Origin of the sequence: Nodosilinea sp. LEGE 07088, assembly GCF_015207395.1 — a bacterium.
GTDB lineage: Bacteria > Cyanobacteriota > Cyanobacteriia > Phormidesmidales > Phormidesmidaceae > Nodosilinea.
The window spans coordinates 1-21,838 of sequence record NZ_JADEWX010000066.1; the positions used below are offsets into that span (position 1 = coordinate 1).

Below are 21,838 nucleotides of genomic sequence, written 5' to 3' on the forward strand. Positions count from 1 at the left end.
CTCTCTCCCTCCCCTCCCATGACTCGCGAATTTAACTTCCTCCCCAACCTCCCCAAGGCCAATCTGGACGATCGCACCTTTGACGATCTGGTGCAGGAATGCATGCTGCGGATTCCGCGCTATTGCCCGGAGTGGACGAACCATAACCCTGGCGATCCAGGCATAACGCTAATTGAGCTATTTGCCTGGATGACCGATCAGATGCTGATGCGGTTTAACCAGGTGCCGCGCCGCAACTATGTGGCGTTTTTAGAGCTACTGGGCATTCGGCTGCAGCCGCCGTCAGCGGCCCAGGTGGAGCTAAGTTTTTATCTATCTAAGGCTCAGACCCAGCCGATCGTCATTTCTACCTATACCGAAGTGGCAACGGTGCGTACAGAAACTGAGCCAGCGGTGGTATTCACCACCGATCGCGATCTCGTGATCGGGCAACCGCAGATTCGGGGGTTATTTACGGCAGCCCGGACGAGCGATGTCGGTATAGACGACCAATCCTTTATTGAGGAAGTGCGTGTCAATGAGGGTGTCCCCCAACTTGAGCGCCTGGGCGATGGTGATGGCCTGCGGCTATTTGCCGATCGGGACGTGGGGAATTGCTTCTATCTGGTGTTGTCACCGGCTCGCCCCTTGACTGAGGTGGGTACCGATATCTCGGGCGAGTGGCCTCAGACCGAGACATCTGACCCTATGGAGCAACCCGAGGATGCGATCGCCGGTAATGTAGTCGCTCTCAATTTTTGCGGCAGAATTGCCGAAACCACGGGTATTGACCCGACCAATCCACCACTTAGATGGACCGTTTGGGATGGCGAAGGTTGGCAAGCAACGATTCTGCGGCAGATTGAGGATGATAAAACTAGAGGGTTTAGCTTCCACGGCCAGCGAGGTGCAAACCCCACTTCATCAGACCAGGGCGAAGGAGATGTGACCCTCCATTTGCCCCAAAAGTTGCCTTGGGTAGATTTTGGCACCGGCTGCTACGGACACTGGATTCGTTGCACCTACACAGAGCCTGAGCACCGTTCAAATCTCTACCTGTACTCTCCAGCGATTACCCGTTTAGGAGTGCGTTCCATTGGCGGCATGGTGAGCGCGACAGAATGCATTCGGCTAAAGGACGAGCAGCTGGGGGTTAGCAACGGTAAACCGGGTCAAACCTTTCAGCTTCAAGGGTGTCCGGTACTCTCTCGGCAGCCCGGCGAGCACCTTCGTTTGCGCCTGCCGAACGGCGATGTGGAGGATTGGGAGGAAGTAACTGATTTTGGCGGCTCGGGGGCAAGCGATCGCCATTACCTGATTGACTCGCAGGCTGGAACGGTACAGTTCGGGCCGCTGGTGCGAGAGCCATCTCAAATTAAAGCGATGACTCAGCAGCGATCGCAGCTGCAATCTTGGGGTAAGCAGACCCCTCACCTTGATGCTCTGCTCCCCATCGCCGATGACCACAGCCCCGACCAAAAGCGGCAGTACGGCAAAGTCCCCCCCCTAGGGGCTGAGATTTACATGTCGGCCTACCGAGTTGGCGGTGGCAGCCGAGGCAATGTGCAGGCAGGCACCCTCTCGGTCATGAAGGTAGCGATTCCCTACATTCAGCGGGTGGTCAACTATAGCCCGGCGACTGGTGGACAAGAAGCTGAATCGCTAGACGAAGCGGTGCTGCGGGTGCCGCAAATTTTACGCACTTCCCAAACCGCCGTAATTCCTGAGGATTTTGAAAACATTGTCTTGCGCGCTCATCCATCGGTATACCGGGCTCACTGCCTTCCGAAAGCCGATACTCCTGGGGTAGTAAAGGTATTGATTGTGCCTAGGCCCGACGGCGTCAACCGTATCCAGCCGGTCAGCCTGGGGCGAGACTTCCCCGATGGTATGGACCCCGATCGCTACTTCGCTCTAGAGTCGATCGCCCCTAAAACCCTGGAGCACATTCAAGCTGCCATCGATCACCACAGGGCACTGGGGTTGCAAGTGAGACTAGAGAGCCCGACCTACGTGGGCGTGCAGGTCGCAGCCGAGATTTTGCTCCAGCCTCAATACGACACGGCGACAATGCGAGAGGTCGTGCGCCAGCGCCTAGTGGCAAACCTCTATCACTTTATCAACCCCATCACCGGCAGCTTTGGCGGTCGTGGCTGGCCGCTGGGGCAGCCCCTCCATCGCTCGGATATTGTGGCGCTCCTGCAAGATCTACCCGAGGTCAGCTATGTCGGTAAGGTAGATCTTTTTGGCATTCGTAAGCATGGCGAGCGAGGGTGGCAGCGCTCTGGCCTACCCGATTCGATGGTTGATCCGGGCGAGTTGGGTCTGCTGTGCTCCTGGCATAATCCTGCTTTGCTGTCGGGGCACAGCATTCAGTTTGAATCGCGCGATCGCTAAACGTATTTCCTTGAGTCAACTCAACCTACCCTACCATGACCCAAGCTCGCCAACACCCCAGCCTGCCGCTGCACCTAGTACCGCAGCAAGTAGCCGATACCGAAGATTGGATTAAAGCCGATAAGCTTGACTCGTCTACGCTAGATCTGATCGTTTCAGCCCCAAGTTTGCATCTGGTACCTGGCCAACCCGGAACCCTATCGGTACAGATTGAGAGCCGAGCCCGGCACCATCGATTGGCTTGGTATGTCGCTATAACCGGCAACTTCCCTGCAGATTGGCTATCCGAGAAAGCCGGTATTGCTCCCTCGGCAGGGGTGCCTGACGCTGCTGATTTTCTGCGCGTAAATAGCTCATCTGCCCCCGAACGGCATCATTCTGAAGCAGAGTCTTTTCCAGAAGATCGCCCCGCCCAATATACCGCCATTCGCCACGGCGATCGGGCCGAAAAAACCTTTTATTTTCACGTTCCTCAGGACTATTTTGAGCAGCAAACCGCTATCAATCAGCGTCAACACCGGCTGCCGTTGAACTATGTCGCAGAAATTTCTCTCTACGCCGCTATTTTGGAGCCAGGGCCGCCTCAGATCGTACTAGCTGGGTTTCGCCCCCTACAGCTCCAGGTTAGACCCAGCAGTACCTACACGACCTTTCTACCCGCCATATTTCAGTCTTCAGAGGTTGTCAGCCGCTTTTTGGCCCTGATCGAACAGGCCTTTGACCCAACCGTACAAACCGCCGACAGTCTTTGGGCCTACCTCGACCCCCTTACTGCCCCAGAGGCGCTGCTGCCATTTCTGGCTCACTGGGTTGCCTGGCCCCTCGACCGCCGCTGGTCGATACCTCAACAACGCCGCTTGCTACGCCATGCGGTGCAGCTTTACCGCTGGCGCGGCACCCGATATGGCCTCAGGCTCTTTCTACACATCTATACCGGCCTGCCGCTAGAAGACGACACCATCCCTGAAGCCCAGAAACGTATCAGCGTAGTTGAGAATTATCAAACTGGCTTTGTCATGGGCCGGGTTGAATTTGCTCAAATGCCCATGTTGGGAGGCGGGCGACCATTCCACTTCAGCGTTACGCTGAGGCCGGCCCCTCCACAGAGTTTAGATTTTGCCCTACTGAAAGATATTGTTGAACAGGTCAAGCCCGCCTACTGTACCTATGACCTCAATGTGGAATACAACGAAGCCTAGTAGACTAGGCCGTAAGTTTAACGACTAGTGCCAACGGTTGGGGATCTGGGGGCTAGGGAGCCAGGGAGCCAGGGAGGGCATCCCACTTTTACAAGTGTCTGGGGTATTCCCACGGAAGTGGGAATCTATTTGGGAGCAAGATATCCGTTATGGAGTTCCGTCGTCATAGGAGAAACAGGTTAACCAGCCCTCAGAGAGATGAATTTGCAAATCCGGGATGCACTCAGCTAGAGACCTAAGTGAGCGACAATATCGGGCATAGTTCAGCTGTTGAGGACAGTTGCTAAACTTTCTGGGTATCAGCTTAAAGCAGGACGGTTGCGCCGAAAGTCGTCAGAAGCTAAGAGTCAGGAGCTAGCGGCATTCCAGCTCCTGACTCCTGAATTCCCCAAGCTCAAGTTTGTCTCGGCTTACGGTGACACCTAAGTTCCCTACGTCTAAGCCGCAAATACCAGCAGACATTGCCGTTGGCTGAGCGCTTCTAGAAGTTGGGTAATCAGCACTTCGGGCTGCTCAAGGGGCGGTGAACTTAGCTCAGGTTCTAGGGATTTCAGCATGTCTTGCAGAACGTTATCTGAGCTAAAATCCCCAGCGATAGGAGCTTTTGCCTGGTCTCCAGGCTTTGTTTCTATAGACTTTTTGTTTAGACGAGCTACGTCAAAGACAGCAACAACGGGGCGCTGTTCCTGCATCATCCATTGCCAAAGAGTCTTAGACTCTTCCAAATGGCTCTGAAAGAAACTTGTCTCCAAAACATGGTTTGGCTTGCCTTGGCCTGGCTTAGTCTGGTTGGGTGAAATCGCGTTTGCCCAAGTCGAGCCCGTCTGCCGCTGCTGGTATCGTGCCAGAGCCGTGCGCAAGTTATGTTTTTTGACTTTCTCGCCCAACGCATCGGAGATCAGCCGCCACAACCCTGCCCCTACATCTTTGATATAACCATGGTTGTATTGCAATTCGAACGATATCTTTAAATAAGATTCATCATTCCAGACGTGGCGTAGAATAGCTTTCTGCAGCTTGGTTAACTGCTCTGGAGCCAAAGCTGATTCAATGACCAAAATCGCATCTTCAAATGTCATTTTTTCACCCCTATGCTCATGCTGAATGATTCGAACATCAGTGAGATTCACACACCCTTCAGCAAAAGTGGTGCGGTGGCACTCACACATAGGTAGTCAGATGCAGAAAGCGGATTATGCAGGTGACGTAATGTTGGTTTACAAATGATGAAAACTTCGTTTCTGCGGGCTGTTTCTAGACCGGTACCAATGGCTCAGAATTGGCTACGTATATGCAGCCAAAGGCTAGATGCTACCCGCCATGACGCGATCGCCGGTCGGCTCTAGGGGTGCAGAGGTCGATTCGACAGTGACAAAGATACCGGTAGCTTTTACTCCTTGGGGTACCGTTTCATTGGGACGCAGCTCGACAAAAATATTCCCTAGCGCATCGGTGTTGAATTCGCCGCAAAAGATCACCTGGCCATTTTCCAAAGTGAGCCACATGCGGTAAATTTCTTCGGGGGGTACGGGGGGTAGATTACCCAAAGAAACCACTACCTGCTGCCATTGACCGGGAGTAAACAACAGCGTGCCCGCTGCATCGGCGGCCGCATTGCCCTCGCCCTGTAGCGCAACGAGACGACTCTTGGGCTGCTGCAAAATAGTGGCTACGCTTTCAGCCTGGGGAGGGTCAGCCTCGCTAAGGGCCTGGCGCAGGCGCAGGTTGTCTGCCCCCAGCAGCAGGGCCAAAGCGGCTGCCGTCCCCGCCGCGACCCTGCCCCAGGGTAGAGTGGGCCGGGTCATAGGATGACCTGTCAATTGGGGAGATGGGCTTTCAGGTCGATTAGCGGGAGCGAGAGTTTGATTACGTAGGGTGTAGGCAGACATGATGCGATCGCCCAGGTCAGGCGACGGCTCAGCTATAGGTACCGCCTGAGGAAGCAGACGTAGGGTTGCCTGCAAGGCACATAGCTCTTGCCGCATCATCGGATCGCTACGAATGCGCTGCTCAACGGCAGCGGCGGCCTCGGGGCTCAACTCGCCCAAGACATAGTCTTCCACCAAAATTAGATCGTCTTCTGAGAGTGCGCTGGGGTTACTCATCTATCCTCCTAGCCGACGGCCTCGCCTAGGGTTTGTCGCAGCCGTCGCAGTCCTTGGCGGGCGTTGGTTTTAACGGTACCCAAGGGCATGTTGAGCTGCTGGGCAATTTCTCCATGGCTGAGGCCGTCAAGGTAGTTCATCGTCAGCACCTGCTTTTGATTATTAGGGAGCTGGGTCACCGCCTGCTGTACCAGCTGACGCTGCTCTTGTAATGTAGCCTGCTCTAGCGGACAGGGGTGTGAGAACTCGTTATAAGCAGACTGCTGCAGTCGCTCCACCGATCGCCGCCGACTGCCACGACTCCTGATCTTGTTCAGCGCGCGGGATCGGGTTAATACGCCTAAATATGTGCTCAATGCCGCTCGTTCCGGCTGAAAGTTTTCCTGTTTCCAAAATACTAAAAAAATGTCCTGGGTCAGGTCTTCGGCTTCATCGGCGCGGTTTAGAATGCGTAGGGCAACGCTAAAGACGAGTTGACCATAGCGCTCGTACAAAATCCCGAGAGCGTCTTGATGTCCAGCCCGTAGGCTGTGAACCAGTTCATCGTCTGGGGTGCTCGAGTCGATACGCTCCATAGGTCAACCGGGCTGGAAAGCGACTATCGTCAGAAATTATAAACGGCTGTGATGGCTCTAACTATTAAGTAGGTAGCCTGACGGCGCTGTTTATGCACCATGTGGTTTAGCTCTCCTCGACCCTATGCTGAACCATGACGAGATGTAACGTCCCTAGGGTATAGGATTGTCACCTCTAGCCATACTGATTCGGTTCTGTGCGCAGAAAAAATTTGCCGATTTAAATCCAATCGCGAGTGGCTCGTGTACTCCTTTCAGAGAGCACTATTTGATGAGTTCTCTCACGGCTCCTAGAGGAGGACTGCGTTAATGAGTACAAAATGGGCTCTAACGTCTGGAATCTATGCTAAGCAGCAGCGAAAATTTCGTCGCTGGATAGGGATAGGGATCGGCCTGTTCTGCCTCTGTGGAGGATTGCTGTTTTCCGTGAACTACAACTCCACGGCGATCGCTCAAACTTCTCCAGCCCAGGTACAAACAAGTGAGGTTGATCGCCTGACAAAAACTTGTTTTCAGCTCCTTCAGGAGGCTAGCTATGCCCGAATGCTGGCCACCTGCACAGAAGCAGTAGACAGCGCTAAGGCAGTGGGCGATCGCAAGGGCGAAACCTATGCGCTGATCAATCTGGCCAGTGCCCACGGAGCGCTTGGGCAATATTCGCAGGCCATCGATCGGGCTCAGCATGCCTGGCAGCTGGCTCAAGACCTGGGCGAACATCAAGCTCAGGTCTACTCGCTGATCAATCTAGCCAATGCCTACCGTTTGCAGGGGCAGTATGACCAGGCGATCGAGCATGCCGAGAAGGCGTTACAGATGACCCAGGCTCTGGGCGACCGTCAGAGCGAAGCCTATGCACTGATCAATTTAGCCAGTGCCTACTGGTCACTGGGGGAGCCCCTCAAAACCATCGACTATGCTAAACAATCGTTGCAAGTTGCGCGAGAACTGGGCGATCACCAGGGTGAAGCCAGTGCGCTGATCAACCTCGCCAGCGCTTACGGAGCGCGCCAAGACTATCCGAACGCAATTGACTACTCTCGGCAAGCGTTACAGCTCGCCCAGACCAACGGCAACCACCGAGGCGAGGCCCTGGCGCTCAATAATCTAGGGTATGCCTTCTACGGTAGTCACCAGTTAACCGAGGCCGAAACCTACCTGCGTCAGTCAATTACCGTATTTGAGTCTCTCCGCCCTACCCTGACGGATGCAGAAAAGCTCTCTCTCTTTGAAACGCTGACCAATCCTTACCAAACCCTGCAAGGGGTCTTAGTCGCCCAGGGCAAAACCGCCGCGGCGCTAGAAATTGCCGAGCGGGGCCGGGCCCGTGCCCTGGTCGATCGGCTGGCCCAGCGTTCTGGCTCAGCCAACGCTGAGGCAGCTGTTGCAACAGCTGCTCCCATCTCCCTAGCGGGCATTCGGCAGGTCGCCCAGGAGCAAGACGCTACGCTGGTCGAATATGCGATCGCCCCCGATGAGCATCTGTATAGCTGGGTTATCTCTCCCACGGGCACCGTTACCTTCCGACAGGTAGACCTCAGCTCACTGACTTCTCCACTGGGCGAGCTAGCCCCTACCATTGACTCCGCCGTAGCCCCAGGTAGTCGGCATACCGATACTGCCACGACTTCAGTTCCTGCAGATAGTCTGCAACAGCTCTACCAAATCCTCATCGCGCCGATTCAAGACCTGTTGCCCTCCAATCCCAATGACCACATTGTTTTTGTACCCCACGGCTCCCTATTCTTAGTCCCTTTTGCGGCCCTGCAAGCTCCCGACGGCACCTACCTGATTGAGCACCACACCCTACGGGTGACCCCCTCTATTCAGGTGCTACAGCTGACGCATCGGCAACAGCAGCAGGCAATCACCACGGCGTTAGTGGTGGGTAACCCAACCCATGACCTACCTGCCGCTGAGAAAGAAGCTAAAACCATTGCTCGCCGCTTCAATACCACGCCCCTGCTAGGCAGACAAGCTACCAAGGCGGCGGTAATTGAGCAAATGCCCAAGGCTGGTTTAATCCACCTAGCAACCCATGCCGCCCCCAACGGGCTGGACGAGACCTACGGGGGGCTAATTGTCTTAGCCAGTTCGGTCAAGGGCTTTAGCAACCTCACCACTGACGACATTGTAGATATGCAGCTTCAGGCTGAGCTAGTGGTGTTAAGCGGATGCAGCACAGGAGCCAGTAATATCATCAACAGCGATGGCGTTGTGGGTTTGGCCCGCTCCATGATGATGGCCGGGGTTCCCAGTGTCTTGACGTCGCTATGGCCGGTGGGCGATCGCCCCACCGCCGCCCTGATGCAGGACTTTTATCACTACTGGCAGCCCCCGACCCGCTTCATGGCTAGCGGCGTAGGGAGTTTACCTCCGTGGCTGGGTTTGTTAAGTGCTGGATTTGCCTGGCTTAGTTGGTCTTTTAAGCACCGTCACTATCGATTCATGGCTTTAGGTTTACTCTCGCTCACCTCAGTGCTGATCGTTTCACTCACCCTGCCAATAAGCCCCACTTATCCTGTTCTCGATAAAGCCCAAGCTTTGCGGCAGACCATGCTGACGACGCTGCGAACCCATCCAGATCCCAAAGACTGGGCTGGTTTCACCCTCTTGGGAGAGGCCAGGTAGCAGACACCCTTGCTGCCCCTGCATAGTCGAGTGCTGCTCCAAACTAAGCGCCACCAGAGAAGCATTAAGGCGGATTGGCTGTGGCAGTCCATGCTTTTTTTAAGTCTGCACCGCGGGTTGCGTTTCCAGAAATAACAAATACAGATCCTGACTATCGTCCAGACCATCGCTCAATACATCAGGAGGAAAGACATGGCATTCGATTACAAAGTCCCCACTGCGTTTATGGGCGCGACTACTCTAGTTCTTCTATTAAGCGGGTTTAAGGGTATTAATTCCAACCACCTCACCACTACTCACCTGGTCTATGCTGGCTTGAGGGCATCCCCTGAATCCGCCTGGCTTGGCTTACCCTTGCCGCCGCCGCCCGAAGATCCCAAACCCGCTACCTCTCGCGATCCGCTGCTCTGCCTCATTACCCCCAGCAGCACCGATAAAAGCGTGAGCGAGGTGTGGAGCAGCGCCCCCTACTTTGTTTGGGCCGAGAAGTTTTTAGCCCCTGAGATTCGCAGTAGTGTCGCCCGGATCGCTATAGTTTTGCCCAGCAGCCAGACTGTAGTCTGGAGCCAGAGGCTTCCTATCGACCGTGAATCAATAACCACGCCCGCATCGCCCTGGCGATTGCAGCAGTTAGCCTATGACGGCGTGGCTCTAGAGGCAGAGCAAATCTACGTGTGGCACCTGCTCGATAGTCACGATCGCTCGTTGGGTTCAGGCTCATTTCGGGTCATGGCGCTGGCCGAGCAACGGGCAATCACCGCAGAACTTGCGTCCGTAGAAGAAGACATGGCGAATCAAAGCGCAACAGCAGCAGAAATCGCAGCTGCGAAGGTTCAATATTTTGCTGATCGTCAGATGTGGGCAGATGCCATGCAAATGAGCTTTTCTGTGGAAGCCCCCTCAACATTACTGGTGAAGTTTCAAAGCCAAATTCCCAATCGAGTCTGCGGAACCCCTTAATTTGGACATTTTCGTGAATCGCTTTAAGCAATAGCCCGGACACTTTTCCAAGCAACCGCTGAAACCCTAAATTTCTCGTTGGCTAAACTACTCTGGAAGAGGGCTGAAACCCTTATTCTGCCGTTGTCTGTCAAAAACTGTCCGGAGTGTTGTTTAACGTAGTGACAGTACGGTATTTAGGGAGGCAGAGCGACAGGTGAATCATTTGTGCTTCCTTCTTCGGTTGCTCAGTAGTCCCTGCTGATAAGTCTCGATCGCCCTTATGTGGGCAGCTGGATTTCCCGATTGTGCAGCCAGTCCTGGATCAACTCCAAGTTGTAGCGGACACAGCGGCTGTTGATCCGTACCCAGTGAATGCCCTCAATCCAGTCGCCCTGAAGGCGATATATTTTTTTAGTGTGGAGCAACTCAAGTTAAGCCGTTCCGATGCGGTTCGTTTGCTGGCAAAAAGAAGCATGGCACCCAACTCCTGGGTTAACGACAGGGATAAAGCCCGAAACAGAGTTGGTAGAGAATTGTGGTGCAGCCCATGACTATTATTCGACGTTGCACCGTACTGATGTTGTCATTGTAGGGGAGCCAGCAATGCGATAGCTGATCTAATGCCGATTAATTTGCAATACTTAAAAATTTATCAGCATAAAAATATTTTGGCCATGGAAATCAACCCCTATGGCTCAGCAGTAGCGACAGGGGTGAAATAGAGATGAGAGGTCAGCAACCAGGCGCTAACCTCTCATTAGTCTGACTTTAGTCGTTGAGGATGTCTCCGAGGTCGCCTAGCTCATCCCATCCATCGCTACCCCCTGCTCAATATCCATGGGTACTGGTGTAATTAGAGAGGATGCGATGGTCAAAGACCGGCCCGGAAGGGCCATCGCCCCTCCTCCTCTAACCGCCGCTACTAAATCCTCCAAGATTGACTTCAGTCGAGCGGTGCTGCTTAGCTGGCTTTTGCGCTCACGACATCAAGTTGTTGCATTTGAAGAACCCCGGCCGCCATTCCTTGGGCAGCCGTGTTGGCTAAGATTTGCCAGTCATCCTGGGTTAACAGGTTGCTCAACATCGCGATCGCCCGGGAGCGACTCAGCCCTTGATCGGAAGCCAGGTCTTCTTCCGTAACGGTGAGTAGCGACTTGGCCCAGATTTGTTGCTCTGGGCTGAGATGCTGAAGATGGTGGCGAATGAGCCGACGGGCCTCGGTGTAGGTGGCCTCGAAGCTCAAACCCAGCTGCCAAGATTCCATCCAGGCGCGGAGTTCTGTAAACAGAATGGATTGCAGCTTGACCATCTGAAGCTGCTCTATTGTGGGCGAACCCAAGCGAGCAACATAGTCTCGCAAGGCCAAACCAGCCTCGACATTGCCGCCACAATCCACTTCTACCTGCGCTGATTCCCACAGCCAGGCTTCACTGGCGCATAGATCCATCAGGTTGCCGGTCTGTGCGAATTGTTCTGCTAGTCTGCGCTCATCCATAGGGGAAATTTGGGGTACTGAACCGTTCAGGGTTGAATCGCGCCGTACTCGAAGTATACCAAGCCCTCTTTCTCTGGATCGGCCCCATAATCTGGCATTTGCAGCCGGTGGTAGAACGCTTCCGATTCGGGCAGGGCATGGAGTCCGGCTCGTCCTCCGTATCCCAGTTCCAGGCTACGTTGGCGGGCAAACAACAAGAGCGATCGCCCTACGCCCTGGAAAAAAGGCGGCTGCTCCAGACTGCTCCGATTCCAGGGGGCAGAGGCCAGGGCTTCCACATAAACCAGACCGGAGGATGGCTGCACCTGCGATCGGTGCCATTGAGTTTCGAGGAACATGAGCCCCTGGGTCAGTGCCTCAGCTTCCAGCGCATAGGCCTCATAGCGGTTCTCCTGTTCTGACTGGCGACGCTTGTAGTCCCATATCCATCCAGCATCGGGCTGGTCTGTTACATCCAGAATGCCTTGCCAGGTGGTTTGAAAGTCATCCTCATGGCGCTGTTGCACAGTGCAAATCAGCCCACTAACAACTTGCCCCTGGCCGCTGAGGAGCTGTACAGGACATTGGATCATCGATCACAGGGTTCCACGATTCCTCATCACCATAGAGTTCACCGACCGAGCCGCCGCGGCAGTTGTAAGCCAGCTAACGTCAGAAAGGTTGACAACTAGAAGCTTCTATCAAAGACTTAAGTTCAATAGATAATTATCTATTGAACATCATTTCCATAACTGACCAGGTCTGAATAATGGCTCTTCAATTAGATCAGATTTAGATCAGTGAATTTTGCTGCCCGTGAAACGACTATATATCAATCCTTTTGAGCTATGAGATGCTGCCTTACAAGCAGGATGTCACTGGTTCGAGTCCAGTATCGCCCATAGGTTTCAGCCATCGGCAAAAAGCGTGAACTAAAGGCGGCCCAAGGAATGGCCGTTGGGGTTCTACAAATGCGACAGCTAGTACCGAAAGGCAGAAGTAAGAAGGCAGAAGGCAGAACGGGAACCCCAGGCCTCATAAGGGTTTCCGCGTGAGTAAACAGCTGGGTTATTTCCGCCTCAGAGTACTAGATGTTGTGAGCGCATCAGCTAGATTGTCGCTAGTCTATGCCAGCTACTGCCAGTAGCAGTAGCTGGCATAGGCCATGGTTAGTACGCCCGCTGCGATCGCAGATTCGTCCACCTCAAACTTGGGGTGGTGCAGCGGGTAGTTGATTGGTCGGTCGGTAAAGCCCACCCCTAGACGAAACATCGTGCCAGGGGCATGTTCTAGGTAGAGCGAAAAGTCTTCGGCCCCTAGGGAGGGTTCGTGGATGATTTGTAGGCATTCGCTGCCCAAGGCTTCACTGGCACAGCGGGCGGTTAGCTCGGTGAGGTCTGGGTCGTTGAGCACCGAGGGCACTCCTCGACGAAAATTGATCTCGTACTTAGCGCCGTAAGGCTGGCACACCCCCGCTACAATAGACTCAATCCACTGGGGCAGGTGGCTGCGGGTGTCGGGGTGTAGCGATCGCACCGTGCCTTGCAGCTTAACTGTGTCAGCAATCACATTGGGTGCCCGCCCGCCCTGAATTTGGCCGATGGTCAGCACAACCGGATGGAGTGGATTTTGGGTACGGCTAATCGCCTGTTGCAGACTAGTGATGACTTGGGCTGCAATCCAAATCGCATCAATGGCCTCGTGGGGACGCGCACCATGGCCAGATTCACCGACAATCAAAATTTCTAAGTCGTCGGCAGCGGCAGTCAACGCCCCATATCGAACACCAATCATCTGGGCTGCCACCGAAGGGTAGGCGTGAACACCTAAAATTGCTGCCACCCCTGCCATCACACCGTCTTCAATCATCCAGCGCGCGCCTTGGGCGGTCTCCTCGGCAGGCTGAAACAAAAACCGAATTGTACCCGGCAGCTTTGCTTCCAATTGAGCCAGCACCATCGCTGTTCCCAGACCCACAGTAGTGTGTACGTCGTGACCACAGGCATGCATAATCCCCAGCTGGTTTGACGCAAAGGGCAAGTCGACCCGCTCGGCAATGGGTAAACCATCCATATCGGCTCGAACGGCCAAGATTCTCGGGTCACTCTGCCCTGGCAACTCGGCCACCACCCCGGTTTTGCCCACTAATTCCTGCACCTTCAGCCCACAGGACGAGAGTACCCCGGCTACATAGGCCGCTGTTTTATACTCCTGGCCGCTGAGTTCAGGGTGGCTGTGGAGATGGCGACGAATCTCAATCAGGCGAGGTGAAATTGTTTTAACAACAGATTGAATCTGACTCAGCATAGAACCGCACTGTCGGTAATGGCCACGTTTAGCCTAAAGCAGGCCGACCTTGATGTATAACGCTACACCAACCCTATCAACAGTGCCCCTTGATTTGAGAGAGTACCTCGGCAAAACCAGAGCCTATTTATTGGGGGGTACAAATGGATCGGTGCCGCCACCCGCGCCATTGTTACCGCCCGGGCCAACGCCATTGTTATTGCCGGGGTCGCCCCCAACGCCAACGCCAACGCCATTGTTACCACCCGGGCCAACGCCATTGTTATTGCCGGGGTCGCCCCCAACGCCAACGCCAACGCCATTGTTACCACCCGGGCCAACGCCACCGCCGGAACCGCCACCAGCCCCGGTATCTACCCCACCACCACCGATACCGCCGTCGCCAATACCGGCCCCACCACTAACCGGAGCAGTGGGAACGGGGCTGGGGGAACTGCCTACACCAGGGGTGGAAACAGCACTGGGAGGATTTTGCGTCGGTATCGGTATCGGTTGGGGAGCCTCTCCTAAAGGTTGGGTGATGTTAGTCACCAGCGACTGGCCTGGGGTCAGCACACCTGTCAGCGTAGTTAAGGGAGAAGCGCTGTTGCCGGATGGTGACAGTAGCCAGGGCTGCTGGCTCGTCAGCTGACCGGTCGAACCAAGACCAATCATGGCCGGATTCAGAGTCATCCCCTCAGAAAAGGGAAGTTGCTCCTCTAGTGCCTCAAGGGTTTCTTGGCGTACTTGTTCGAGGGCAGCCCCCAAGGGCGACTCAACACTAGCGTTATCTAGTTCCATACCCTCTAGTAGAGGACTAGTCTCATAGAACGTCTTCAGGTCAAACTCCACCAACTGTACCTGGCCGTTTTGGATCAAGGCCATCTGGCCAGCATAAAGGGCGTGCTCAGACGCATTGCAGGCATCAGCTCCGCCGTTAGCACAGTTGCTGGTTGTGATGGTCATCGGCCCAGCAACGTTATTCGTCAGGGCCATGATTAACGTCAGACCGCTCTCAGGGATATACCGTACGACTACTGCTGAACCCTGGATACCGGTAACAGCGCTGGGAGTTTGGATATTTGTCCGACCTCGACCAGGCGGAATGAGCAGTAAAATGGTGCCGTTGGTCAGTCGAAAATTACGGGTGTTGGGCACAAATTGAAAGGTGGCACGCTCGCCCACTCGAGCTAGGGAGCCGTCGTTGAAGCGTAGGTCGGCTTGAGACAAGCGAGCTGTTCGCAGAGCATCACCTACGGCTAGGAAGTCTGATACTCTAGCCGCTCTGGGTGTGCGACCTCGGGGGATAAACTCAACTCGATTATGCAGAGATTCAACATCTGCCCGAGTTAGAGGCACGCTGGCTGTTGCAGGTAGACCTGGGAGTGTTGTAGCCAGTAGAGAAACAAATCCAACGACTCCAGAACCAACCTTTCCTAAACCCTGGTTGGCCAATTCGCTGAGCTTTAGCATGGTGTAACCGCAGTAACAGCTTTTTAACGTCTAGGCTATTTGTTGTGGATTCATACGCGTGAGAGCAGGCCTGTTGACACAGCCTCTACATCGACGCAATAACAACATCAGGAATATGATTAACTCGGTCGCACCCTGCAAAAACGTTATGCACCTACTGCTTTGTGATAACAGATCCGTAAGAAACTCATAAAGTTCTCCATCTATACTTTATGGCATCTTCATACACAATGCCCAGCCTCGCATACCTAGATGGTAACCGGGGCTAGGGGCTCAATGTCTGGGTCATGTCCGCCGATCTGGTTGGTGCGCAGTACCCATAGGGCGGCCCCATGGCGTAAACAGAGCTGAGTCATCGTGTCGCTAGCTCTGCGCGGTAAGACAGTTTGCCAACTCAGCAGACCACGACCTAAGGTCTTGAGCGGAAAGTCTGACAGATTGCTGCCCAGCGATTCCCGTTCATCGGCCCAGTCGGCTCGGGCGCTGCCGAAGGGTAAAAGCTCTTGCTGGATGGCGCGGCGGAGTTTCAGCAGTTGTTGAAACTGTGCGGCCTGCTGCGGGTGGCGCGATTGCCAAGCTTGGATTTTAGCCCGATGGGCTACGACAGCAGCTTCTAGGTGGATGATGCTGGCGTACATGGCCTGATTTGAGTCCTGGGCACAGTTGTTGGCGGGGCCAACGTAGGTGACGCCAGTGCCATCGCCAGTGCGGTAACGAGCGGTCATGAGTTCTAGTTCTACCCGCAGATCGTCGAGGGCAGCCCAGGAAAACCGGGCAAATTCAAAGGGCTCGGTATAGGCTGGTAGCTTAATCAAGATATCGGATACGGGTCGAGTGCCTGCAAAGCCCCACTGGCGATCGCCCATGTACAGTGACCAATCCAGGGTGCCTGCAACTAAGCCACGACGGTTGTGGGTGTAGACCTGGTGATAGCGAATGTCAAACTGCAGCTCGTTGGTGAGGGGCTCACGCACTACCGTGGCAGTACCATAGGCAAAGTGGCCAAAGTAAACTGGACTTTTGGCGGCGGGCTCCCGCTTGACGCCACCAATGCCCCCATAAACATGCACTAGTAGCGCTTGATCACCGGCTTGCCATGGGGCCAGTGCGGCCTCAGGGGAGGACGATATTGGGTCGATCAGCACCGACTCGGTGGTTCCTTTTTTGCCCCCTAAGTTGCGCCATGACTCACGGCGCAGATGCTGCTTGCCCTGGCGAGAGTTAGTGATTATCTGATCGGGGTGCAGCTGAAATAAGCGGCGGGGCCGCAGCGATCGCACTACAAATTCTCCATCATGGCCCTGGGCCCCATGGATATACCACCCGGCTGTATTGAGGGGCGATCGCTCTAGAGCGCAGCTGGTCGATGGCCCGACGCCGTTCTCATCGACAACCACTGGGGGTAGCCGCACGGTTTCTTCTAACCCGTCAAAGGCTTCACTAGCTGGGTTGTAGTGGACGACTCGATAGCGATCGCGGGCATTATCTACCGGGGCTGTAAATCTCACTAGGGCATAGTAGAGGCCAGAGATTTGGATCGGTTCGTGGGCAATGGTGAGGGCGAGGCTGGGGATAGAAGCGTGACCTGGGATTTGCGTGAGACCACCCTCTGCCACCGTCACCGGATCGGGCAGTTTGACAATGATGTCATCGACCGGGTGAGCCCCGGCCAGCGACTCAAGTGGTGTGACCAAACGCCAGTGATTGAGGCGGGTGGGCAAGATCAAACCCTGGCGGTGGGAGGCCTCAGCCTCAGTACTGAGGTGAATGTCGCGGGTAACGGCCTGGAATCGTGACGTCAGGTCAGGGTCGCACTGCCAGCGTAAGGGCACTCGTTGGCCCAGGCAGTGGCGATAGGCCGGGGGGGTATGAAGCAACTCTAGCCAAACGCCGCCGCGATCGAGGCGTTGGTCAGACTCGGGCAAAATCAACCGCCCTAGCCAGTTACCTACGGGCCGATACCGGGGGGAGGTCAGGGTTTGTTGCACCGGGTAGTAGCTGGGGTGGTTAAACGCGGCCCCCTGAAAGTGATAGTAGTTGCCGAAATTGACCACCTGAATTTTTTGAATATCTAGGTGCTGGCGCAGGTCGCCCACCAAGATATCGAGGGTGAAGTCGAGGGTTTGCTGCAGGTGGCTGCGGCCATCGGCCAAAAAGGCCTGATCGTCGAGCACCCCGCCGGGCACTTGGTGGGTCACCGGGCCCAGGGAAATAAAGCTGATTTTGCCCTTTTGTTTAGCCCGATTCCAGTAGGAAAGGGGCGCGATCGCCCAGCGGCGCGGAAACATGATGGGCCCTAGCCGCTCGACGGGATCTTTAGTGCCGACCAGGTGGTAAATCTGCTCGGCATCGAGTGCCCGCACGTTGCCGCTGATCACCCCAGCTAGGGAAATCACCTCGACCGGGGCACCTAGCGCCCGGCGCAGAAAGGGCAAAATACCCAGGGCGATTTGCCCGCCGCCGCTGTAGCCAATCAGCGTGAGGGGAACCCCCCCGGTGGTCGGGTAGCCGACCTGCACCAATTTTTCGAAGACCCGCTGAGCGACTCCCTGGTTGTAGATGGGGCCGTAGCGTTGATCGGCGGAGACCGCCACAATCAACACGTTGCGGATATTGATGATCAACCCAACCCAGGTACCTAGTCGCTGGGAGAGGGCTTCAATGCCTCGCCAAAAGAAGGCTAAGGGGCGATCTTCGGTCAGCGAGCGATTTAACACCGAGTAGGGAATCAACCCTTTGACCAGGGTGATGTCGCTAGGCAAATGTCGGTGGAGCTCGTCGAGGTAGCGAGAAACCGTGGGCTGGTAGTCGGCGGTAGCCTGGTTGATGCCATCGAGGTAGACAATAAAGCGCCGTGGGGGCGAAGCCGTAGCGGCGGCTGGCTCTGGCAGCAGCGGGCGATCGCTGTCAAACCCTTCGCCATACCAACCCGCCCACCAGCCCAAGGCCTCTAGGGGCGCGAGCATGGCGGCTACCACCAGGGAGATCGCCCCTACCCAGATCAAGTCAGCCAACCAGCGAGTCGGTCGGCTGGTGTCATACCATCCGGCAATTAGATTTCGTAGCGGCTCGAGGCTGAGGGCTACCGCCAAAGCCATTACCCCTAAGGCCATATAGCCCCACAGGAGGATAAGTCGCCGCGATCGGGGACGCCATATAGTCTCCAGGGCTTTGGGTAAGAGGGGTTTGGTCACCCTCTCGTTTGCTCCACCAGCCCCCAGAGGGTTAGCCTCGACCAATGTAGTTAGCTGGCTGCGATCGACTACCAACTTGACTCCCGCAGTCCAATCCGTGAGCTGGCGTCCCAGGTTAACGATGGGCTGCCCCACCGCCGTCTGTTGCAGTACCTGTAACACCAGCCAGCCCAGCCCCACATGTACCGCTGCCTGCCAGACAGGGAGACTGGCCAACGCAGCTAGCGTCAGCACCACCAGCGTCAGGCTGAACAATGAAAGCAGCCGCAACAAAGGCATACCGAGGTAGGGCATCGCTCCCAAAAAGCTAAACATCAGGGGCGCATAGCTCAAGGTCAAGCTATCTCTCACCACTAACCAGGCGATCGGCTGTTCTAGCAGCCAACTGCTGACAAACCAAATGCTCAACGACCAAAACAGGTAGCCTGCTACAAACAGCAGCGCCGACAGCACGAGGCTGAGTAAGAAGCGGAGGGGCTTGACCCGATTGACAAATAAAATAATCCCCTGGCCAACTGCCTGGGAAAGGCCCGCCATAAACACCACCACCAGCCCCGAGTTTTCGAAAAACTGGCGCAGCCCTGGCAAGGCTTCAGAATCGAGGGGCGATAGTACCCCCAGGAAGTACCCGAGGGTATACCCACCAGAGGCCATCATCATCACGGTTGAGGCAATAGCTCCTGCAGTCTGGTCGCGGCCTGCTTGAGCGGGGTCAGCAACGCTAACGATAGGTTGAGCTGGTTAAGGCCGATAGCACTGTCGTGCTGGCGTTTGGCTGGGGCCCCCGGCTTGGTCTCTGCGGGGCCGTGATAGTCGCTGCCGCCAGTCATCACCAGGCCGTAATCGCGACAGCGCTCTTCTAGCCGACGCATATCGCTGGGGCTGTGGTGAGGATGGTAGACTTCAACCCCCATCAGTCCGGCATCGACTAGCTGGGGCAGCAGGGTAGCTACGGTCGATCCCTTAAATAAGTAGGGATGAGCCCACACCGGTACGGCTCCACAGTCTCGCAGCAGCTGAATGCCTGCGGCAGCGGAAAATTTCTCATACTGGACGTAGGCTGGACCGTGGTCGCCTAGCCAGCGATCGAAGGCCTCGCGCTTAGACCCCACATGTCCGGCTTTGACAAGCGCGGCGGCGATGTGGGGCCGACCAGGAGCCATGTTGCCGCGCATGGGCGGTAGCTCAATCGGATAGCCCAGCTCGCCGAGTTTATCGACCATCTGCTGGGCACGACGGTGACGACCGGCAATGCGCTCTTGTAAAGGCGGCTCTAGGGCCGTGCGGTTAGGGTAAAAGCCAAGAATGTGCAGCGATCGCCCATTTTCTACGGTACTCAGCTCTACCCCTGGCACGATCTCCAGGGCATCGCCGGCAGCCTCAACGGCCTCATCCCAGCCAGCCAGAGTGTCATGGTCGGTAATGGCCAGGGCCTTGACCCCGGCGGCCACTGCCGCCGCTACCAGCGCCGTTGGCGTCAAGGTGCCGTCAGAAAAGGTCGTGTGGCTGTGCAGGTCAAGCATGCTGAAGAAAAAAGATCCCAAGTCCAGGTCGGCAACTGAGTCTAGCCCAAGAGCTGGACATCATTTCACCCCGCTGACCTCCGCAGTGGGCCGAGGGGGCAACGTATACTGCTCTATTGTGCCGTATTGGGCGGCCTAACCGGCTGCGGTAGCCCGGTCAATGGCCTGTTTCACTAGAGCTTTTGCCTTATCGTCAAGGGTAATCCAGTCGATTTCGCCGTCACTGTCGAGGAGGGTGGCATCTACTGAAACGGGCTGATGGGGCTTGTAATTCCGAAAACAAACTCCAAAGCACAGCTCCCAGACATCGAGGGTAGCGGTGCGAGGGGCCTCGTTTTGGCGATCGCTAGCGCCTTGGGTAAGTCGCAGTTCGTAGGCCGGCGTCGGGGTGGGCAGCTGGCTAAGCTGCTGTCGAAGGGCTTCGGCGGCCTCGGGGGTAGCCCCTTCGAGCTGAGCCGCCAGGTCACGGACGCGCTGGCGCTGATCAGCCGTAGCATGGCCGGGCCAGCGCACCTGCTCTAGATACTCGCTGCGCCAGTCGATCGCTTCGGTGTGCTTGCGAATGTTGTCGACAATGCGAATCAGGCAGGGCTGCATGAGCTGAGCGGCCCGGGCCTCGTCGTCGGGGGTGGCAAAGGTTAGCATGGCGACTGTGGCAGCATAGGAACGGTTAACTCTGAGGATATATGCCCCTGCGGCCTTTCCATCGCCCCGGTGCCGGGCTTGAATATCGTCTGACGGTGGCGCTGGCCCTGGCGGGGTTGGTGCTGGTGGGGTTGTTGGCGATTCAGCTCCTGTTTCCGTGGCTGGTGGCGGCTGCGGGCATAGGGGCTGGGGTTTGGTGCTGGCGTCGTCATCGGGCGCACGAACGGGCACTGCACCAGGTATTTTATGCCCAGATCGCGGCCCATCGGGGGCGCATTAGCGTGCTCGACTTTGCGATCGCGGCCCAGATCACCGGCAGCGAAGCCCGCAAATTTCTCGATCAGCGGGCTGAAGACTTTTGGGGTGACTTTGAACCGACCCCCGCTGGAGACGTGCTCTATACGTTTCGCCATGGGTCTCCCGCAGCGGTTAGCCCCCCGTCTATGCCCTCAGCGGCAGGAGTAACCCCCGACAATTTTTGGCTGACGGCGCCTGATCTGGCCCAGCGGTTGAGCTGTACCGAAACCGATCTGGCCATTCGGCGCAGTACCCCCGACCTGCTGCACTGGAGTCGCGATCGCGATCCCGATGGCTGCGGCTGGCGGTATGATGCAGAGCGCGATCGCTACTGGCCTGTGCTCAAGTTCTAAGCGGCAACTATAAAACTTTGGCCAAATCCTTTACAAAGTGGCCACCGTTTCTGAGCATAGTAGAGGTCTTTCACCAAATCACCCTTTCACCACGCAACTAGGAACAGGTATCTATGGAACGCACTTTTTTAATGATCAAGCCCGACGGCGTCCAGCGCGGCCTGATCAGCAACATCATTGGCCGCTTTGAGACCAAGGGGTTTACCCTGGTGGGCATGAAATTCATGGCCGTCCCCCGCGAGCTGGCTGAAAAGCACTACGATGTGCACCGCGAGCGCCCCTTCTTTGCTGGGCTGGTTGACTTCATTACCTCCGGCCCGGTTGTGGCGATGGTCTGGGAAGGGGAAGGGGTAATTGCCTCGGCCCGCAAAATTATCGGTGCCACTAAACCGCTGGAAGCCGATCCTGGCACTATTCGCGGCGACCTGGGGGTTACCGTTGGCCGCAACATCATCCACGGTTCGGATGCGCCCGAAACCGCCCAGGCTGAAATTGCTCTGTGGTTTAGCGACGCTGAGTTGGTGAGCTGGGAGTCTGCTGCTCAGGGCTGGCTCTACGAGTAATTTCTCGGGGCGCGGCGGCACTCACTCAGCAACGGGTAAACCTCGCAACAGCCGCTCAAGGCTGTTGCGAGGTTGATTTTTTAGCCGTTATGGCGATCGCCCACAGGCTGCCTAGGCAACCGTTCTACCGACCGATGAACTCTGCTGGATGCAGCTGAATGCGGCGGGCAAACCCCGCTCGGTTGCCTGTTGGAGGTCTAGGTGA

General features: G+C 56.0%; 16 protein-coding genes and 1 pseudogene. 6 read left to right on the plus strand and 11 right to left on the minus strand.

Features of this window, described 5'->3' with window-relative positions; all coding sequences use genetic code 11:
- Positions 1-18: 18 nt before the first annotated feature.
- Positions 19-2,376, plus strand: a complete 2,358-nt coding sequence (locus IQ254_RS15550) for a putative baseplate assembly protein (RefSeq protein WP_193967074.1) — start codon at positions 19-21, stop codon at positions 2,374-2,376.
- A gap of 35 nt (positions 2,377-2,411) precedes the next feature.
- Positions 2,412-3,575 (plus strand): phage tail protein, encoded by a 1,164-nt coding sequence (locus IQ254_RS15555; RefSeq protein ID WP_193967075.1) that lies wholly within the window; start codon positions 2,412-2,414, stop codon positions 3,573-3,575.
- Between the two features lie 437 nt (positions 3,576-4,012).
- Here the strand turns inward: IQ254_RS15555 and IQ254_RS15560 are convergent, their stop codons facing one another.
- The 3 genes from IQ254_RS15560 to IQ254_RS15570 all read right to left on the minus strand — a co-directional run bounded on the left by IQ254_RS15560 (position 4,013) and on the right by IQ254_RS15570 (position 6,255).
- The gene (locus IQ254_RS15560) at positions 4,013-4,654 is read right to left on the minus strand and encodes a hypothetical protein (RefSeq protein ID WP_193967076.1); all 642 of its coding nucleotides are present in this window, start codon (positions 4,652-4,654) and stop codon (positions 4,013-4,015) included.
- 225 nt (positions 4,655-4,879) lie between these two features.
- On the minus strand, positions 4,880-5,680 hold the full coding sequence (locus IQ254_RS15565) for an anti-sigma factor (RefSeq protein ID WP_193967077.1): 801 nt from the start codon (positions 5,678-5,680) through the stop codon (positions 4,880-4,882).
- Between the two features lie 8 nt (positions 5,681-5,688).
- The gene (locus IQ254_RS15570) at positions 5,689-6,255 is read right to left on the minus strand and encodes a sigma-70 family RNA polymerase sigma factor (protein WP_193967078.1); all 567 of its coding nucleotides are present in this window, start codon (positions 6,253-6,255) and stop codon (positions 5,689-5,691) included.
- 309 nt (positions 6,256-6,564) lie between these two features.
- On the opposite strand from IQ254_RS15570, the gene IQ254_RS15575 reads away from it, so the two are divergent.
- Positions 6,565-8,883 (plus strand): CHAT domain-containing protein, encoded by a 2,319-nt coding sequence (locus IQ254_RS15575; RefSeq protein ID WP_193967079.1) that lies wholly within the window; start codon positions 6,565-6,567, stop codon positions 8,881-8,883.
- Positions 8,884-9,075: 192 nt separating this feature from the next.
- Entirely contained in the window at positions 9,076-9,843 is a 768-nt protein-coding gene (locus tag IQ254_RS15580; protein WP_193967080.1) for a hypothetical protein, read from the plus strand.
- A gap of 201 nt (positions 9,844-10,044) precedes the next feature.
- Here IQ254_RS15580 and IQ254_RS33695 read toward each other — a convergent pair.
- From IQ254_RS33695 to IQ254_RS15615, 8 genes and pseudogenes are all read right to left on the minus strand, one after another.
- Positions 10,045-10,300, minus strand: a pseudogene (locus IQ254_RS33695) (hypothetical protein).
- A 486-nt stretch (positions 10,301-10,786) separates the two neighbouring features.
- Entirely contained in the window at positions 10,787-11,320 is a 534-nt protein-coding gene (locus IQ254_RS15585; RefSeq protein WP_193967081.1) for a hypothetical protein, read from the minus strand.
- Between the two features lie 26 nt (positions 11,321-11,346).
- Positions 11,347-11,892 (minus strand): hypothetical protein, encoded by a 546-nt coding sequence (locus tag IQ254_RS15590; protein ID WP_228040768.1) that lies wholly within the window; start codon positions 11,890-11,892, stop codon positions 11,347-11,349.
- A gap of 541 nt (positions 11,893-12,433) precedes the next feature.
- The gene (locus IQ254_RS15595; protein WP_193967082.1) at positions 12,434-13,606 is read right to left on the minus strand and encodes a M20 family metallopeptidase; all 1,173 of its coding nucleotides are present in this window, start codon (positions 13,604-13,606) and stop codon (positions 12,434-12,436) included.
- A 123-nt stretch (positions 13,607-13,729) separates the two neighbouring features.
- Positions 13,730-15,058, minus strand: a complete 1,329-nt coding sequence (locus IQ254_RS15600; RefSeq protein WP_228040769.1) for a FecR family protein — start codon at positions 15,056-15,058, stop codon at positions 13,730-13,732.
- 248 nt (positions 15,059-15,306) lie between these two features.
- Positions 15,307-18,912, minus strand: a complete 3,606-nt coding sequence (locus IQ254_RS15605; RefSeq protein ID WP_228040770.1) for a CAAX protease — start codon at positions 18,910-18,912, stop codon at positions 15,307-15,309.
- Positions 18,912-19,775 carry a PHP domain-containing protein gene (locus tag IQ254_RS15610; RefSeq protein ID WP_193967084.1) on the minus strand — a complete coding sequence of 288 codons (864 nt, stop codon included), beginning with the start codon at positions 19,773-19,775 and terminating at the stop codon, positions 18,912-18,914. Before IQ254_RS15610 ends, IQ254_RS15605 begins: the two co-directional genes overlap by 1 nt.
- A 135-nt stretch (positions 19,776-19,910) precedes the next feature.
- Positions 19,911-20,420, minus strand: a complete 510-nt coding sequence (locus IQ254_RS15615) for a hypothetical protein (RefSeq protein WP_193967085.1) — start codon at positions 20,418-20,420, stop codon at positions 19,911-19,913.
- 41 nt (positions 20,421-20,461) lie between these two features.
- On the opposite strand from IQ254_RS15615, the gene IQ254_RS15620 reads away from it, so the two are divergent.
- Positions 20,462-21,070 (plus strand): hypothetical protein, encoded by a 609-nt coding sequence (locus IQ254_RS15620; protein ID WP_193967086.1) that lies wholly within the window; start codon positions 20,462-20,464, stop codon positions 21,068-21,070.
- Positions 21,071-21,183: 113 nt separating this feature from the next.
- Positions 21,184-21,633, plus strand: coding sequence for a nucleoside-diphosphate kinase (ndk, locus tag IQ254_RS15625; RefSeq protein ID WP_193967087.1), 450 nt, complete (start codon positions 21,184-21,186; stop codon positions 21,631-21,633).
- The last annotated feature ends 205 nt before the right edge of the window (positions 21,634-21,838 follow it).